Raw genomic sequence first — 16,462 nt, 5'->3', positions numbered from 1 at the left:
TGGCGCGTGCCAGGATGGGGACGTGTCGCAATCCGTAGCAGCAGCGCCGCTCATCGGCCGGGACGAGGAGGTCGCCCGCCTCGCCGGTGTGCTGGAGCGTGCCCGCGCGGGCACGGCCGGGGCGGTGCTGATCGCCGGGGACGCGGGCGTCGGCAAGACCCGGATCCTGGACGAGATCGCCGGTCGGGCGGCCGACGCCGGCATGACCGTCCTCACCGGGCACTGCGTCGACCTCGGTGACGTGGGTCTGCCGTATCTGCCGTTCACCGAGATCCTCGGGGTCCTCGCCGCCGACGAACGCTTCGCCGCCGCCCTGGCCGCGCATCCGGCGGTCGACCGGCTGCTCGGCGCGGGCACGGACGCGGCCCGGGACGCGGGCGGCCGGCTGCGTCTCTTCGAGGGCATCGCCGGACTCCTCGCCGACCTCTCCGACATCGCTCCCCTGCTCCTGGTCCTGGAGGACCTGCACTGGGCCGACCAGTCCTCCCGCGACCTGCTCCGCTTCCTGCTCAGCCGGGGCATCCTCCAGCGCCCGGCGGGCGGCGCGCCCACCCACCGCCTCGCGGTCCTGGCGTCGTACCGCGCGGACGACCTCCACCGCAGACATCCGCTACGGCCCCTGCTCGCCGAGCTGGTGCGGCTGCCCGCCGTGGAGCGGCTGGAGCTGCGGCCCATGGGGGACGCGGAGGTCGCCCGGCTGGTGCGCGCGCTGCGCACCGGCCCGGTGCCGGACGGCACGGTCCGCCGGATCGTCGAGCGCGCCGAGGGAAACGCCTTCTACGCCGAGGAGTTGCTCGCCGCCACCGACATGGAGGCGGGCGGGGTGCCGAGCGGTCTGGCCGACGTCCTGCTGATCCGCTTCGAGCAACTCTCCGACACCGCCCAGCAGGTGCTGCGCACCGCCGCCGTCGCCGGGCGCCGCGTCGAGTACGACCTGCTGCGGGACGCGGTCCGACTCCCGGAGGACGAGCTGGAGTCGGCGCTGCGGGAGGCGGTCGAGCGGCAGCTCCTGGTGCCCGGCCGCGGCGACACGTACTCCTTCCGGCACGCCCTGGCCCGCGAGGCGGTCTACGCGGATCTGCTGCCCGGTGAGCGCTCGCGGCTGCACGGCTCGTTCGCCCGCCTCCTCGCCGGGCGCGGGCATCCCGCCGAGAGCGCGGCCGAGCGCGCCCACCACTACCGCGAGAGCCACGACCTGGCCGAGGCCCTGGCCGCCTCCCTGGAGGCCGCCGACCACGCCCAGCGGGTGGGCGCGCCCGCCGAGGAGCTACGGCACCTCGAAACCGCCCTCGACCTGTGGCGGTCGGTCGACCCGGCGGCCCGGCCTACCGGCGAGGGCGTCGACAGCGTGACCCTCACCCTGCGCGCCTCGGCCGCGGCGGCGCACGCCGGGGACGCGCATCGCGCGGTCTCCCTCACCCGGTCCGCGCTCGCCGGGATCGGCCAGGACACCGACTCCGAGCTGGCCGCCCGGGTCCGCTACACCCTGGCCGGCAATCTCATGGACGTCGACAGCCTGAGCGCCGCGTTCGCCTACAGCAGCGAGGCCCTCGCGATGATCCCCGCCGAACCGCCCTCGCGGACCTGGGTGTGGGCGGCGGCCACCCATGTGCTGACGGCACGCCAGGTCGGCGAGGACGAGATCGCGCTGCGGATCGCCCGCCAGGCCCTGCGCACCGCCGAGGAACTCGAACTGGTCGACGCCCGGGCCGATCTGCTGATCTCGCTGGCCACCCTCGAAAAGGGCGGCCGGCGCACCCGGGAGGGCCGCGAACGGCTCGCGCGGGCCCGCGAGCTGGCCCGGCAGGCCGGGCACGCGCCCGTGGAGATGCGCGCCCTGTTCCATCTGGCCATCGGCAGCTTCGAGTCCGGGCACCTGGAGGAGTCCCTGCCCTGGCTCACCGAGGGGCTGGACCGGGCCCGGCGCGCCGGGCTGCTGTCCTCGCCGTATCCGCTGGAGATGCGCTATCTCCGGCTGCTGGTGCTGTACACGCTGGGCCGCTGGGACGAGTGCGAGAAGGCCGCCACCGCCGACGGGCAACTGCTGCCGCGGGCGGGCGGGTTCACCATGGGGCCCGCGCTGTACGTGGCGTTGGCGCGCGGCGACCTGCGGGCCGCCGACCGGGCGCGTGCCCTGCTGGAGGGGCCGTTCGACTGGATGGCCGCGATGGTGGCGGGTATCGCGCTGACCGACGCGGGCGGCCTGCGGGACGACGCGGAGGCGGCCCTTGAGGCGATGCGTACGGCGGTCGCGGCGCTCACCGACGACTCGGGCCGCCGCCCCGACGTCACGGTCCGGCTCGCCGCCCTCGCCCTCGCCCCGGTCGCCGACCGGGCCGCCGCACTGCGGCTCGCGGGCGACGCGGCGGGGGTGCGCCACTGGACGGACGTCGCGAGGGAACTCGTCGAGCTGGCGCGGGCCGTAGCGAAGGAGGGCGACGGCCGCGGGATCCAGGGACCGGAGGGCAAGGCATGGCTCGCGCGCGCCGAGGCGGAGTGGACCCGGGCGGCCACGGGACCGGACGCGGTGGCCTGGGAGAGGACGGTGGCCGCGTTCGACTACGGCGATGTCTACGAGCGGGCGCGCTGCCGACTCCGTTTCGCCGAAGCCCTGTTGGCGGCCGACCGGCGCGAGGAGGCCACCGCGCAGGCAGCCGCGGCACGGGAGACGGCCGCCCGGCTCGGTGCCGCGCCGCTGCTCGCTCGCCTGGACGCGCTCGTCCGCCGTGGCCGCCTCGGTGACCCGGCGGCGGACGGCGGGGAGCGCCCCTCGCCGCTGACGGCCCGCGAGCAGGACGTGCTGCGGCTGCTCGCGCTGGGCCGCAGCAACCGCCAGATCGGCGAGGAGCTGTTCATCACCGGCAAGACGGCGAGCGTCCATGTCTCCAACATCCTCGCGAAGCTGGGCGCCGCGAGCCGTACGGAGGCGGTGGCCGTCGCCTACCGGCAGGGTCTGATCACCCCGGAGGCGACGGCGTCCGGCTGAGTCTCACCTCGCGCAGTCGAGGCTCTTGAGGTCGACGGCGTCGGCCATGGCCGCCATCCCCTTGTCGTTGGGGTGGATGTGGTCGCCGCCGTCGAAGAAGGGGAGCATCCTCTCCTGGTCGTAGGGGCTGCGGAGGATGTGGTCGAAGTCGGTGACCGCGTCCGGTTCCCCGCTGGTCCTGATGAACTGGTTGACCTCCTGGCGTACCGCCTCGGCCGCCGGGTCCCATTCGGGCCAGCCCTTGAACGGTCCGATCGTGGATCCGACCACACACTTCCCGGCCGCGTGCGCCCGGTCGATGATCTCCCGGTAGCCGGCGATCAGGTCCTGGGCGGTGACGCCGGAGTGGGCCTTGAGGTCGTTGACGCCCTCGAACAGGAACACCGTGCGGACCCCGGGCTGGGACAGCACATCACGCTGGAGCCGGTTGAGCGCGCTCTGTCCGGCGCCGTCCGCGAGGACCTTGTTGCCGGAGATCCCTTCGTCGGCCACTCCCTTGACGGTCGTGCGGGCGCTCTGAAGCCGCCGGGCCAGGTAGTCGGGCCAGCGCCGGTTCTGGTCCGTGGTGGAGGCCCAGCCGTCCGTGATGGAGTCGCCGAGCGCGACCACGGCGCCGATGCCCGCGCCCGGGCGGACGGAGACGGAGTCGAGGTAGTACCAGGAGCCGGTGGTGTCGGTCCAGGAGCCGGCGCCCTCCTCGCCGGTGTGGTCGCCCTGGGTGGCGTAGGACGTCTGCATGGCCATGCCGTGTCCGGTCGCCGGGCCCGCCGCGTCCGGGGTGTGGATGCTGACCACGAGGTCGGTCGCGGCGGGCAGCCGGCCGGGGAGCGGGTCGCTGTAGGCGACCTCGCCCGCCGGGACGGTCACCGAGCGCGCGCCGTCGAAGGTGAGCCGGCGGTTGGAGCCGGGCACCAGCGCGGCGCCCGCCTGCCGCACGCCCGCGTAGACGCTGTCGAAGGTCAACGGCCGGTCGCCGAAGGCGTTGGAGAGCCGGACCCGCGTCCCGCTGCCCGCGACACTGGTGTGCACGATCAGGCGGTAGCTGCGGTCGGCGACTCCGTCACCGAGGCGGTCGGCACTGGCCCCCCAGGTGACGACGGCCTTCGGATCGTCCAGGGACTTCACCTGGGTAGCGGCCCGGGACTGTGCGTGCGCGGGGCCGGTCTGGAAGGCGGCGGCGAGCAGGAGGAGAGCCGCTGTACGGCGCAGTCGTGCCCGTCCGGCCGTCATCGGGCGAGGTCCCGCAGTGTGACGGACGCTCCGGGTGTCAGCCGGACCGTCCGGGTGGTGGTGCCGAAGGCCACGGTCGTGGTGCGGCCGTGGACACTGCGGATCGTCACCTCGGTCGGCTTCCCGTTCTTCCAGCGGAGGTCCACGACGAAGCCGCCGCGGGCGCCGACACCGGTGACGGACCCGGACGCGGCCCACGCGTCGGGCAGGGCCGGGAGGAGTTCCAGGTGGCCCGGGCGGGAGTAGAGAAGCATCTCGATCATCGCGGCGGGGGTGCCGAAGTTGGCGTCGATCTGGAAGATGCCGTGGCCCGCGCCGACCTGGTAGATGTCGAAGAGGTTGGCGGCGGTGCCGTTGCTGCCGTCGACGGACGGGCGGAGGTTGTTCACGATCAACTGGTAGGCCTTGTCGGCGTTCTTGAGTCGCGACCAGCACAGGCTTCGCCAGGCGTTGGCCCACCCGAAGCTCTCCGTGCCCCGCGCGGTGAGCAGCGCGGTGGCACCGTCGACGATGTCCTTCGGGATGGAGCCGTCGGGGCGGATGCGGTCGCCGGGGAAGAGCCCGATGAGCGGGGAGAGATGGCGGTGGGTGGTCTCGCCGAGGTTGTCCGGGGACATCCACTCCTCCAGCCAGCCCGTCTTGGGGCTGACCACGGGGAGGTACAGCTTCTTGCGGAGTCCCGCGATCGTGTCCGCGTATCCGGTGTCCTTCTTCAACTCGGCCGCCGCGACGCAGTAGTTGCCGAACAGCGCCCAGATCAGTTCCTGGGCGTAGGTGATGCCCTTCGCGTCCAGCGGGCCCTGTTCGGGCGACCAGTCGCTGTCGGCGACCAGTACCTCCTTCGAGGTGCCGGGCAGGGTCGTGGTGAGCAGGCGCGCCTCCCAGAACTCGACGGCGCCCTTGAGCAGCGGGTAGATCTTCGCGAGGTGGGCGCGTGAGCCCGTGAACTCGTAGTGCTCCCAGAGGGTGTTGCTCAGCCAGGCGTTTCCGGCCGGGTGCCACCACCACCCTCCGCCGCCGTAGGGGTTGGTGGAGATGGCGACGGTCCAACCGGCGTTCTTCCCGCTGGAGTTGCGGTAACGGTTGCGGGGGTCGTTGAAGAGCCTGCGGGTGACGTCGGTCCAGTCGGGGAGCTGGGCGACGCAGTAGTCGGTGAACGCGTCGAAGCACCGGGAGAGTCCGGCGCGGTCGGCCATCCAGTAGTTCATCTGGATGTTGATGTCGGTGTGGTAGTCGCCCATCCAGTCGGGGTCGTTGCCGTCGAGCCAGTTCCCCTGGAGGCCCATCGGCAGGCTCCCCCGGGAACCGGCGATCATCAGATACCGGCCGAACTGGAGGTAGGCGGCTTCGAGTTCGGGGTCGGGCACGCCGTCGCGGGCGCGGGCCTGGAGCCGCTCCCAGGTGTCGAGGGCGCGCTGCTCGGCGGACGAGGTGCCGAGCGAGATGCCCAGCTGTCCGAACAGCGCGCTGTGGTCGGCGACATGGGTGTGCAGCAGGGTGGCCGCCGGGTGCTCGACGGCTGCGGCGACCTTGGCGCGGGCCAGCTTCCGCGGGTCGAGGGAGGGGTCGCGGTAGTGGGTGTTGGCGTCGGCCGCGTAGTTGGTGCCGCCGCTCAGTACGACGGTGACGTCCTGGCAGCCGGAGAACGCCACCCGCGAGCCGTTCACGGTGACGCTGCCGCCGGTGCCGCGGGCGGTGACGGCGGCGCCGTAGCGCAGTCCGTTGGCCAGGGTGGCGCCGAACGAGCGGGCGTCCGCGGCCGGTTCGCCGTGCGTGCCCGCCAGGTCGACGGTGCCGGTGTAGCGTCCGCCGCCGCTCTGGGTGAAGTACAGGACGATCACGTCGTCGGGGCGGCTGGCGAACAGCTGCCGCCGGTAGGTCACTCCGGAGCGGACGTACGAGGTGGTCACCACGCCCTGCGCGAGGTCGAGGGTGCGGCGGTAGCCGGAGACCGCGCCGAGGTCGTGGTCGGGGATGTCGACGGTGAGCCGGGCCAGCAGGGTGAGGGAGCCGAAGTCGGCTCGGCCGTAGGGGAATTGGCCGTCCGCGTCGAGGGTGTCGTTGCGGTCGCCGGTCCACATGGTGGCGTCGGTGACGAGCAGGACCTCGTGGCCGGGGTCGTTACCGGCGAGGGCGCCGAGGCGGCCGTTGCCGACGGGGAGGCCCTGTTCGATCATCGAGTTGTCGTCGGCGGGGGCCTGCCACCACAGGGTGGTGCGTGAAGTGCCGCTGGCGGCAGGGGCGTTGGTGGGGCGCTCCGGTGCCGCCGAGGCGGTGAAGGCGGGCAGGCCGGCGAGGGCGCCGGTGGCCGCGGCGAGGGCGAGGACGTCGCGTCTGGGCAGGTCGGACGGTGCGCTGGGCATGGGGGTCTCCGTGAAGGTCGGCTCAGGAGGGGGAGTTGGGCACGTCGATCCGGTCGATGTCCGGCGCGTAGCCCGATCCACTGTCGAAGGTGATGGTGTTGGCGCCCGCCTTCAGGGTCACCGGCACGCTGACCGAGGCGACGGTCCCCCAGTCGCCGGTGGAGGGGAACTTGTGGCTGGTGGCGCCGTTGCCGTTGGCGGAGATCGCGACCGAGCGGGAGTCGCCGCTGACGTAGGCGATCCTCACCTGGTAGGTGCCGGGCTTCGCGGCGACGACGTCGTTGACGGTGAGCTTGCCGCCGAGGTAGAGGTTGCCGACCTTGTGGGCTCCCGAGCAGGCCGCGCAGTCCGCGACGGAGGCGTTGCCGCCGAGCGTGTTGGTGGTGGCCTCGGCCTCGTGGGCGGTCCAGGTGACCGCGGTGCCGTGCGGGGTGACGGTGAACAGGCGGGAGCCGTGGGCGGGCAGGGCCTGCGTCACCTTGCCGGTGTGGGAGCCGAGGTCCTCGTGGTTCCAGAGGTCGCGGACGTCGGCCTTGCCGGTGAAGCCGAGGGTGGTCCAGTTCGCCGAGACGGCGGCGGGCGCGCTCGCGAGGTTGAACAGGGCGACGGTGTAGGTGCCGTCGGGGTTCTTGGCGGCCCACACCTGCTGGGCGTCGGACGGGGTGACGGGACGGGCGGGCGGCGCGGCGCTCTGGTCGACGGCGATGACCTCACGGTTGGTGAGGAGGGAGAGGCCGTAGTCGTCGAGGCGGGTGAGGTCGTCGCCGGTGAACAGCGGGGACTTGGCGATGGCCCAGAGGGTGGCGTAGCTCTGGCGTTCCGCCTTGGTCAGGCCGTCCATCGCGCCGTTGCCGACGTCGAGGGAGTCGAGGTCGTTCCAGCCGCCGGGGCCCGCCTGGCCGGTCCAGGCCGGGGCGTCGTCCCAGCGGTCGTCGACCGAGTTCTCCCAGCTGACGAGGGTGTTGCAGTAGCACTCGACGTCGGTGTCGATGCGCCAGCCGTTGGAGTACTTCTTCCAGTCGGCGGCGTGCCCGTAGTCGAGGGACCAGGAGATTTCCAGGTGGATGGGGCGTCCGGTGGCGGTGATGGCCTTGTGCCAGGCGGCCACGTCGGCAACGTTGTCGTACTGGTCGCCGCTCTTTCCGGAGCCGGGGCCGACTCCGTCCAGTTTGAGGAAGTCGTAGCCCCAGCCGGCGATCAACTGGGCCTGCGAGTCTATGTACTTCTGGGCGCAGGGCCGCGAGAAGTCGATCTTGTAGGCGCTGTCCCAGCCGTTGGTGGTGCGCAGGTCGCTGTAGACGATGTCGGCGGTGGTGCAGCCGTCCGCGTTCCAGACGGGCGTCTTCCCGTCGCCGTAGGCCCCCTTCTCCAGGCCGGCGGGCAGGTAGATGCCGGCCTTGAGGCCCTTGGAGTGGATGCGGTCGGCGACCGCCTTCATGCCGCTCGGGAAGCGGACCGGGTCGGGCCGCTGGCGTCCGTACGGGTCGAAGCCGGACTTCCAGGTCTTGTCCATCCACCAGCCGGCGTCGATGTTGACGTGGTCGTAGCCGTACTTCTTCAGCTTGGCGGCGAGCGCGTCCGTCTGCTTGTCGATGTTCGCCTCGGTGAGGTAGCTGTAGTCGCCGTCCGGGTTGAGGCCGGGGTACTTGGACGACTGCATGCTCCAACTCGACCAGCCCATATAGGGCTTGGCCGCGAGGGGCGGCGCGGGGTCCGCGTGCGCGGTGGGGAGGTGGGTGGCGAAGCCGGCGGTGAGGGCCAGGACCACCATGGCTCTCAGGGCGCGAACGGGCGTGAGGGAGTACATCGTCGGGCTCCTCGTGCGGGTCGGAGGGGGATCGCGTGGGCTAGTCGGCGGCTCGGATGAAGGACTGGATCGCGGTGGCGGCGGCACCGCGCGCCCACTCGTCGAAGGGCAGCGGGCGGATGCGTACGTCGCAGCGGGCGGCGGAGCCGAAGGCGGCCTCGGCGAAGGAGTCGCGGATCTGCTCGGCGAACAGGTCGTAGGCGGCGAGCCCTTCGCCGGAGATGATCACGCGTTCGGGGCCGAGCAGGTTGACCACGGTCGCGATGCCCCGGCCGATGGCCTCCCCGGCCCGGGCGTAGACCTCGCGGGCTCCGGTGTCGCCCCGGTGGGCGAGGGCCACGGCTTCCGAGGCGCCCGCGATCGGAACACCCGTCACCTCCCGGACGCGGGCGACGATCGCGGCCTCCCCGGCGATCGCCTCGACGCAGCCGCGGTTGCCGCAGTGGCAGCGGGGACCGGCGGGATCGACGACGACATGGCCGATCTCGCCCGCGACGCCGTGGGTGCCGGCGACGACCCGGCCGTGCACGACGAGGCCGCAGCCGATGCCCGCGCCGACCGTCACCACGGCGAAGTCCGTGAGACCGGCGCCGGCGCCGAACCACTGCTCGGCGACGGTCAGCGCCCGCACGTCGTTGTCGACGGTGACCGGCAGCCCCGTCGTCAGGGCGGCCGGTCCGGCGAGCGGGACGTCGCGCCACTCCAGGAACGGCGAGTAGCGGACGACCCCTTCGCCCCGGTCCACGTCGCCGGAGACCGCGAGGCCGAGGCCGGCCACCTGGACACCCAAGTCCGCTGCCTCGGCGCGGAGTTCCAGCACCAGCTCCCCGATCGAGGTGAGCACCGCCCCGGGGTCGCGGCCGGTGAGCGGCACATGGCGGGCGACCCGGATCCGGCAGCACAGGTCGGTGAGGACGCCGATGATCTCGTCGCCGGTCACCTTGACCCCGACGAACAGCGCGCGTCCGCCGTCGACCCGGACGAGGTTCGCGGGCCGCCCCAGTGCCGGGGGCGCGTCCTCGTCGGCACCCTCCGCCAGATACCCCGCCGCGATCAGCGGCCGTACGGCCTTGGTCACCGCCGCCGCCGACAGCCCGGCCCGGCGGGCCACTTCGAGCCGGGTGAGGGGGCCGTGCGACAGCACGGTCGTGAAGACCTGTGCGGCGGCCGGGGTGTGCGCCGGGAACGACTCGGCGTGGGGGATCGAGCGCATGGCCGGAACCTAGATGCGTTCTTTTCCGCCGTCAATAAAAGAAGCAGGATTCGTCCGGACCGGGTCGTCGTCAGGGCCTGGCCGCGGGGGTGTTGGCGACCGTGACGTTCACGGCGGCCCAGGCCTTGTCGACGGTCTGGTACGCGGTGCTGTTCGCGCCGTAGAGGTCCGCCACCGCCTTGAGCGTCGCCAGGCGCGCGTCGTGGAAGTCGGTGGTGGACACCATGTAGCGGGTCAGCGCGCGGTAGAAGATCGCGGTGGCCTTGGCGCGGCCGATGCCGGTGACCGTGGAACCGTCGTAGGTGGGCGAGTCGTAGGTGAAGCCGCCGATCGTCTTGCGTCCGCTGCCCTCGGCGAGCAGGTAGTACGCGTGCGAGGAGACTCCGGAACCGGCGTGCACCTCGGCGTCGTAGCTCTGCGGGGACCAGTAGTCGACGGTGCCTTCGAGCTTGTCGAGGGAGGGGTGGTCGAGGCGGCGCAGGAACTTCTGGGCGAGGCCGAGCCTCTCGCCGATGAGGTAGTTCGGCGGGTTCTTCGCGTTGTCGGCGCTGAACTCGACGTTGGAGCCGAAGATGTCGGCGAGGGACTCGTTCAGCGAGCCCGCCTCGCCGTACTGGTTGCCGTCCGCGTCGACGCGGGTCGGCTCCAGCCCGGCGGTGGCGTCCACGACACCGTGGGTCAGCTCGTGGCCCGTGACGTCGAGGACGACGAGCGGCTTCTTGAACATGTCGCCGTCACCGTCGCCGTAGAGCATGCAGTCGCAGGTCGAGTCCCAGAAGGCGTTGGCGACCTTCTTGCCGAAGTGGACCATGCCGCGGGCGGCCTTGCCGTCGTTGGCTATGCCCTTGCGGCCGAAGGTCTTCTTGTAGAAGTCGAGGGTCTTGGTGATGCCGTACTGGGCGTCGACGGCGGCGCTGTCGCGGCGCGCGACGGTGCCGTTGCCCCACGTGTCGGTGGTGCTGGTGAAGGCCTTGCCGCGCGCGAAGCTCTCCAGTTCCTGCCCCTTGGCGTCACGGGTCTCGGTGCCCCAGCGGGTCGGGTCCTTGAGGAGGTAACTGGTGCGCGCCGTGCGGGTGGTGGTCAGCGGCACCTTGCCGACGAAGAGGGAGGTGCCGGTGCCCGTGGCGGTGACCGGGTAGCGGGCCGCGCGGGCCGCGCCGGCCGCCGTGAGCGCGCCGGCCCGCGCGGCGCCGCCGATGGCGGGGTCCAGGGCCTGGCCGCGCTCGCGCAGGGTGTCGAGCAGCGCGGGTGAGAGGAACTCGTCGCTGTCCGGGGTGTTGCTCCGGACCCGGCCGGTGACGGCGTCGATGACGACGGTGCGGGTGCCGGTGGCCTCGGCGGTGGCGCTGTCGCTGACCGGGACCTGGTAGGCGAGGGCGGCCCGGCCGTCGCGGGCGTCGACCACGAGACGGGCGCTGCCCGCGTCGCCCTTCGCGACGGCGGCGGCCTTGGCCTCGGCCTGCGCCGCCGTCAGTTCGGGGCGGGTGGTGGCGGGTGCGACGCTGTGGTCGGCCGCCCTGGTGACGCCGGTGTAGGCCAGCCGGTGGGAGAGGTGGACGACGAGATCGCCGCCGAGTACCGGCATGCCCTGATGCGTGCGGATGAACCGGACGTGGCGTGCGCCCTCGGGGTCGATCAGCACGTCCTTGGCGCGGAGTTCGTCGCCCTGGACGACACCGGTCGCCGCCGCGTGCGCGAAGGCGGCGGTGCGCGCGGCCGTGACGACGGACGCGGCGGTGGTGTCGGTGGCCACCGCGCGGTCCGTCCCCGTGGCCGGTCCCGCGAAGGCCGTTCCGGCCAGCCCCGTGGCGGCCGTCGTCACGGCGACGGCGACCGCCAGGACGCGTATGTGGGGTCCACGCATGGGTGAGGGCTCCTTGCTTCGAGACGGCCGGGATCACCAACCGCCTTGAGACCGGGCGCGGTTGACGGCACCCGGGGGGCTGGTCGGGCCCCAAGGCGAAACCCTTATGGATCAGTCATGTGCATGTAAAGCCGAAATCAACGGTTTTCGTCGCTTTCATGGCAATACTTTGCGAATCCGCGTCGCCCAGTGATCAGCGAGTGACCAACTGTGCGGCACCTGTGGAGATGTGACGGGCTGCGAGAAGGTTGCCTCGCGCGACTGTGACCGATCTCGCACACAGAGAACGGGAGAGAACCGGATGGTCTCAAGAACGCTGCGCAGGGCCACGGTGTCGACCGCCGCGCTGCTGACGCTCACGTCGGCACCGGCGCACGCCGCGACCCACGGGCCGGACACCACGCACAGCACGGCGCTCGCGCTCCCGGCCCCCGACATGGCGGGTCTGCGGGCCGTGCTGCGCGCGCTGACGGCGCAGGGCGCCCCCGGGGCGATCGCCCGCATCGACGACCGGGGCACCGTCCGCACCGCCGCCGCGGGCGTCGCCGACCGCGCGACCCGCCGGTCCATCGGCGACGCCGACCGCTTCCGCATCGGCAGCGTCACCAAGTCGTTCTCCGCCGTCGTCCTGCTCCAGCTCGTCGACGCGCACAAGCTCGACCTGGACGCCTCGGTCGACCACTACCTGCCCGGCCTGCTGCCCGACCGGCGGATCACCGTCCGGCACCTGCTGAGCCACCGCAGCGGCCTGTACGACTACACCAACTCCCTGTTCGCCGACTCGGTCTCCGGCTTCGAGGCCGTACGCGACAAGGTCTTCACCTACCGGCAGTTGGTGCGGCTGTCCCTGAAGCACCCGCGCACCAACGCGCCGGGCGCCGCCTACGCGTACTCGAACACCAACTTCGTCGTCGCCGGCCTGCTCATCGAGAAGCTGACCGGCCACTCCGTGGGCACCGCCTACCGCGAGCGCATCATCAAACCCCTCAAGCTGCGCGACACCTTCTACGTCCACCCGGACACACGGATCCCCGGCCGCCACGCCCACGGCTACCTCACCCAGGACCGCAAGGGCGCGAAGCCGGTCGACGCGACCGACCAGACGGTGTCCTGGGCGCAGAGCGCGGGCGCGCTCATCTCCACCACCCACGACCTCAACACCTTCTTCTCCGCCCTGCTCTCCGGCAGGCTCACCTCCCGCGCCGCGCTCACGCAGATGCAGCGCTGGACCCCGGTCAACAGCACGACGCGCTACGGCCTCGGGCTGCGCCGCCGCGACCTGTCGTGCGGAGTCTCCGTGTACGGCCACACGGGCGCGGTGCAGGGTTTCTACACCTACTCCTTCACCTCGAAGGACGGCCGCCGCAGCCTGACCGCGTTGGCCAACACCTCCAACAACGGCACCGTGCTGAACACGATGGCGGGCACCCTGGAGTCGGCGTTCTGCGGCAAGCGCACGAGAGCGATCCAGCGCTCTCCGCTCACCGGCCGCGGCTCCTACGTCACCGAACGGCGGGTGGCCTACGAGGACATCGCACCGGGGATCGCCCGGGACTGAGGGCGCACGGCGGGAGGGTTCCCGCGCCACGGCAACCGCCGCGCGGGAACCCTCCTGCCGTGACGGGACGTTGAGTGGAGGACGGACTCCCCCACCGGGCACCTTCCCGGACGAGCACAGCGAGGGCGGTGCCATGAACGAGCTGGTGCCGGGCGGCAATCTGCCCCTGCCGGGCGGTACGACGACCCTGCGGGTGCCCGGCCCGTTCGACGTGTCGGCGCTGATCACCGACGAGAGCGGGAAGGTCGGCGGTGACGCGGACTTCGTGTTCTACAACCAGCCCACCGCGACCGGAGCCCGCCTCCAGGGCGACACCCTGACCGTCGACCCGGACCGGCTGCGCGCCGGTGCCGCCCGGGTCACCGTCGTCGTCAGCCCCGCCGACCCCGACACCCCGCTGGGCCGCCTGCCCGCACCCACCCTGCATGTCACGGACGCGGGCAGCCGTCCGCTCGCCCGCTTCACCCCGGCCCGCCCGCAGCGGGAGACCGTGCTGCTCCTCGCCGAGCTCTACCGGCGCGGCACGGGCTGGAAACTGCGCGCTCTGGGGCAGGGGTACGCGGACGGACTCGCGGGCATCGCACGGGACTTCGGCGTGGACATCACCGAGGACCCGGCACCCGACCCCGCCCCGGTCGGCACCGCACGAGGCGGTCGCTCCCCCAACTCCTGGGCACCCGACGCCTCGACACCCGGCTCCCCGGCACCCGACCCCACCGGTTTCCTCGCCCTGGTCAACCCGGCCCGCGCCAGGGCCGGTTCACCACCCGTCGCGCTCGACGCGCGGCTCGTGTCGGCCGCGCAGGCCCATGTCTCCGACATGGCCGCCGCAGGGCAGCTCAGCACCGACAGCCGCGACGGCACCTCCGTGTACCAGCGTGTGATCCGCGCCGGATACGCCTATCTCACCGTCGGCGAACACCTGGTCTCCGGTCCGCGCACCCCCGCCGAGTTCGTCGAGTACTGCCTGCGCACCGAGCAGACCCGCCGCACCCTGCTCGAACGGGACGTCACGCACGTGGGTCTCGCCCAGGCGGTCGCTCCCCGCTCCGGCGACGTCTACTGGACGGCGCTGTGGGCGAAGCCGCTCACCGAGGGCGGCCTGGCCCAAGTGGCGCGCGGCGTCGTCGAGTTGACCAATGCGGAGCGGACGAGGGCCGGACTGCCACCGCTCGCCGTGGACCCGCTGCTCGCCGCCGCCGCGCAGGCGCACAGCACGGACATGGTCGCCCGGGCCTTCTACTCGCACACCTCCCCGGACGGCTCCCAGCCCTGGGACCGGGCCGCCGCCGCGGGCTCGCGCAGACGCACCATCGGCGAGAACATCGCCTGCGGCCAGCGCTCCCCGGCCGAGGTCGTGGAGGGCTGGATGAACAGCCCCGGCCATCGCGCCAACATCCTCAAGCCGGACTTCACCCACATCGGCGTCGGCTTCGCGGGCGGCGGACAGATGGGCACGTACTGGACGCAACTCTTCGGCGCCTGACCGTCCGCCGGGGTCGACGCCTCCACGATCTTGGCGGAACGAGATCCTCCGGGCCAGGATGCCCGCATGAAGGGTGATCTGTTTTCCAGTGAGCACATGGTGCAGCCGGCCACCGCGCCGGGCATGACGGTAGAGAACGCGAAGTGCATCAGGTACGCGGTCAACGGCGAGATGCTCGCCCGCCAGGGGGCGATGATCGCCTACCGCGGCAATCTCCAGTTCGAGCGCAAGGGCCAGGGCGTGGGCGGCATGCTCAAGCGCGCGGTCACCGGTGAGGGCCTGCCGCTGATGGCCGTGCGCGGGCAGGGCGAGGCGTGGTTCGCGCACGAGGCGCAGAACTGCTTCGTGGTCGAGATCGACCCCGGCGACGAGTTCACCGTCAACGGCCGCAACGTCCTGTGTTTCGACGCCTCGTTGTCGTACTCGATCAAGACCGTGAAGGGCTCGGGCATCGCGGGCGGCGGTCTGTTCAACAGTGTCTTCAGCGGGCAGGGCAAACTGGGGCTGGTCTGCGAGGGCAACCCGCTGGTCATACCCGTCTCGCCGCAGTACCCGGTGTTCGTCGACACGGACGCGGTGGTCGGCTGGTCGGCCCATCTCCAGACCTCGCTGCACCGTTCGCAGTCCATCGGGTCGATGCTGCGCGGCGGCTCGGGCGAGGCCGTCCAACTCATGCTCCAGGGCGAGGGATTCGTCGTCGTACGGCCCAGCGAGGTGACTCCGCAGAAGGCACAGCAGCACTGAGGTCCCGGTCCGCCACCCGCCCCTGAACCGAGTTGACCTGCGGGTCCCCGCCGGGTCAGGGTCGGAGGCGGCACGGAACACCTTGCCCCGTGCCGGGAGGATGACTGCCTTGATCGGCATCTCGGAGATCGAAGCCGCCGCCGAGCGGATCGCCGGCCACGTCGTACGCACCCCGACCGTGGAGAGCCCCGGGCTCTCGGAGCTGCTCGGTGTCCCAGTCACGACGAAGCTGGAGCTGTTGCAGCGCACGGGTTCCTTCAAGGCGCGCGGTGCCACGGCGAAGCTGCTGTCGCTCGGCGAGGAGGAGCTCGCGGCCGGGGTGGTGGCGGTCAGCGGCGGCAACCACGGGATCGCGCTCGCCGTGATGGCGGCGGCGCTGGACGTGAAGGCCACGGTGGTGATGCCGCGTTCGGCACCGGCCCGGTCGGTCGCGCTGGTGGAGGCGGCGGGCGCGTCGCTGCGGCTGACCGAGGACATGCCGAGCGCGTTCGCGCTGGTGAACCGGTTGCGGGACGAGGGGCTGACCCTGGTCCACCCGTTCGACGACCCGGTGGTGATCGCCGGCCAGGGCACCGTGGGCCTGGAGTTCGCGGACGACGCCGGTGAACTCACCGACGTCCTGGTCAGCATCGGCGGCGGTGGACTGATCGCCGGGGTCGCCGCCGCCCTGCACGCGCGGCGGCCCGGGATCCGGGTCTGGGGCGTGGAGACCGAGGGCGCCGAGGCGATGTCCGCGGCGCTCGCGGCCGGCGGCCCGGTGCCGGTCACGCCGTTCTCGATCGTGACGACGCTCAGCGCGCCGACCGTTTCGCGGCTGACGTACGACCATGTGTCGGCCCTGGTCACCGAGGTGCTGACCGTGTCCGACCAGGACGCCGTACGGGGCTGTCTGGACCTCGCCGAGCACGGCAAGGTGTGGACCGAGCCCGCCGCGGGCTGTCTGCTGCCCGCCGCCCGGCAGGTGCTGGAGCGGGTCGGCCACGGCGCGCGACTCGGCCTCGTGGTGTGCGGGGGCAACTCCACGGCCGTGGAGATCGCGGACTGGTCGGAGCGCTTCGGGCTGCGCTGACCTGCCGCCGGCGGTACGGACGGGGCCGGCTTCCCGCGCGAGGGATGCCGTTCGCGACCCCGCGCGGGAAGGCTTGCCGCGCATCTAGCCATACCGACTAGTCGGTACTACGCTCCGCCGAACGGAAGGGCCCCCAGCCTCC

10 protein-coding genes are annotated in these 16,462 nt (G+C 72.4%); 5 read left to right on the top strand and 5 right to left on the bottom strand.

The annotated features are described in order from the left end of the window. Positions 1-22 precede the first annotated feature (22 nt). Positions 23-2,986: an AAA family ATPase gene (locus ACIQPR_RS21250; protein WP_403650543.1), complete on the top strand. Its 2,964-nt coding sequence runs from the start codon at positions 23-25 to the stop codon at positions 2,984-2,986. Positions 2,987-2,989: 3 nt separating this feature from the next. Here ACIQPR_RS21250 and ACIQPR_RS21245 read toward each other — a convergent pair whose 3' ends face one another. The 5 genes from ACIQPR_RS21245 to ACIQPR_RS21225 form a co-directional block, all read right to left on the bottom strand. Beyond that, positions 2,990-4,216: an SGNH/GDSL hydrolase family protein gene (locus tag ACIQPR_RS21245; protein WP_403650541.1), complete on the bottom strand. Its 1,227-nt coding sequence runs from the start codon at positions 4,214-4,216 to the stop codon at positions 2,990-2,992. After that, positions 4,213-6,579, bottom strand: coding sequence for a glycosyl hydrolase family 95 catalytic domain-containing protein (locus ACIQPR_RS21240; RefSeq protein WP_403650539.1), 2,367 nt, complete (start codon positions 6,577-6,579; stop codon positions 4,213-4,215). Before ACIQPR_RS21240 ends, ACIQPR_RS21245 begins: the two co-directional genes overlap by 4 nt. A gap of 22 nt (positions 6,580-6,601) precedes the next feature. Continuing rightward, positions 6,602-8,386: an alpha-galactosidase D gene (locus ACIQPR_RS21235; RefSeq protein WP_403650537.1), complete on the bottom strand. Its 1,785-nt coding sequence runs from the start codon at positions 8,384-8,386 to the stop codon at positions 6,602-6,604. 40 nt (positions 8,387-8,426) lie between these two features. Then, positions 8,427-9,599, bottom strand: coding sequence for an ROK family protein (locus ACIQPR_RS21230; RefSeq protein WP_403650535.1), 1,173 nt, complete (start codon positions 9,597-9,599; stop codon positions 8,427-8,429). Positions 9,600-9,669: 70 nt separating this feature from the next. Beyond that, entirely contained in the window at positions 9,670-11,463 is a 1,794-nt protein-coding gene (locus tag ACIQPR_RS21225; protein WP_403650533.1) for a M4 family metallopeptidase, read from the bottom strand. Between the two features lie 301 nt (positions 11,464-11,764). On the opposite strand from ACIQPR_RS21225, the gene ACIQPR_RS21220 reads away from it, so the two are divergent. From ACIQPR_RS21220 to ACIQPR_RS21205, 4 genes are all read left to right on the top strand, one after another. Next, entirely contained in the window at positions 11,765-13,021 is a 1,257-nt protein-coding gene (locus ACIQPR_RS21220; protein WP_403650531.1) for a serine hydrolase domain-containing protein, read from the top strand. 133 nt (positions 13,022-13,154) lie between these two features. After that, positions 13,155-14,507, top strand: a complete 1,353-nt coding sequence (locus tag ACIQPR_RS21215) for a CAP domain-containing protein (RefSeq protein ID WP_403650529.1) — start codon at positions 13,155-13,157, stop codon at positions 14,505-14,507. A 66-nt stretch (positions 14,508-14,573) separates the two neighbouring features. Beyond that, entirely contained in the window at positions 14,574-15,251 is a 678-nt protein-coding gene (locus ACIQPR_RS21210; RefSeq protein ID WP_403650527.1) for an AIM24 family protein, read from the top strand. 109 nt (positions 15,252-15,360) lie between these two features. Next, positions 15,361-16,320 (top strand): threonine/serine dehydratase, encoded by a 960-nt coding sequence (locus ACIQPR_RS21205; protein ID WP_403650525.1) that lies wholly within the window; start codon positions 15,361-15,363, stop codon positions 16,318-16,320. The last annotated feature ends 142 nt before the right edge of the window (positions 16,321-16,462 follow it).

This window comes from Streptomyces sp. NPDC091280 (genome assembly GCF_044768565.1).
In the GTDB taxonomy this organism is placed as follows: domain Bacteria; phylum Actinomycetota; class Actinomycetes; order Streptomycetales; family Streptomycetaceae; genus Streptomyces.
Note: the sequence above shows the minus strand (reverse complement) of the source record. Positions and strands in the feature narration are given on the sequence as shown.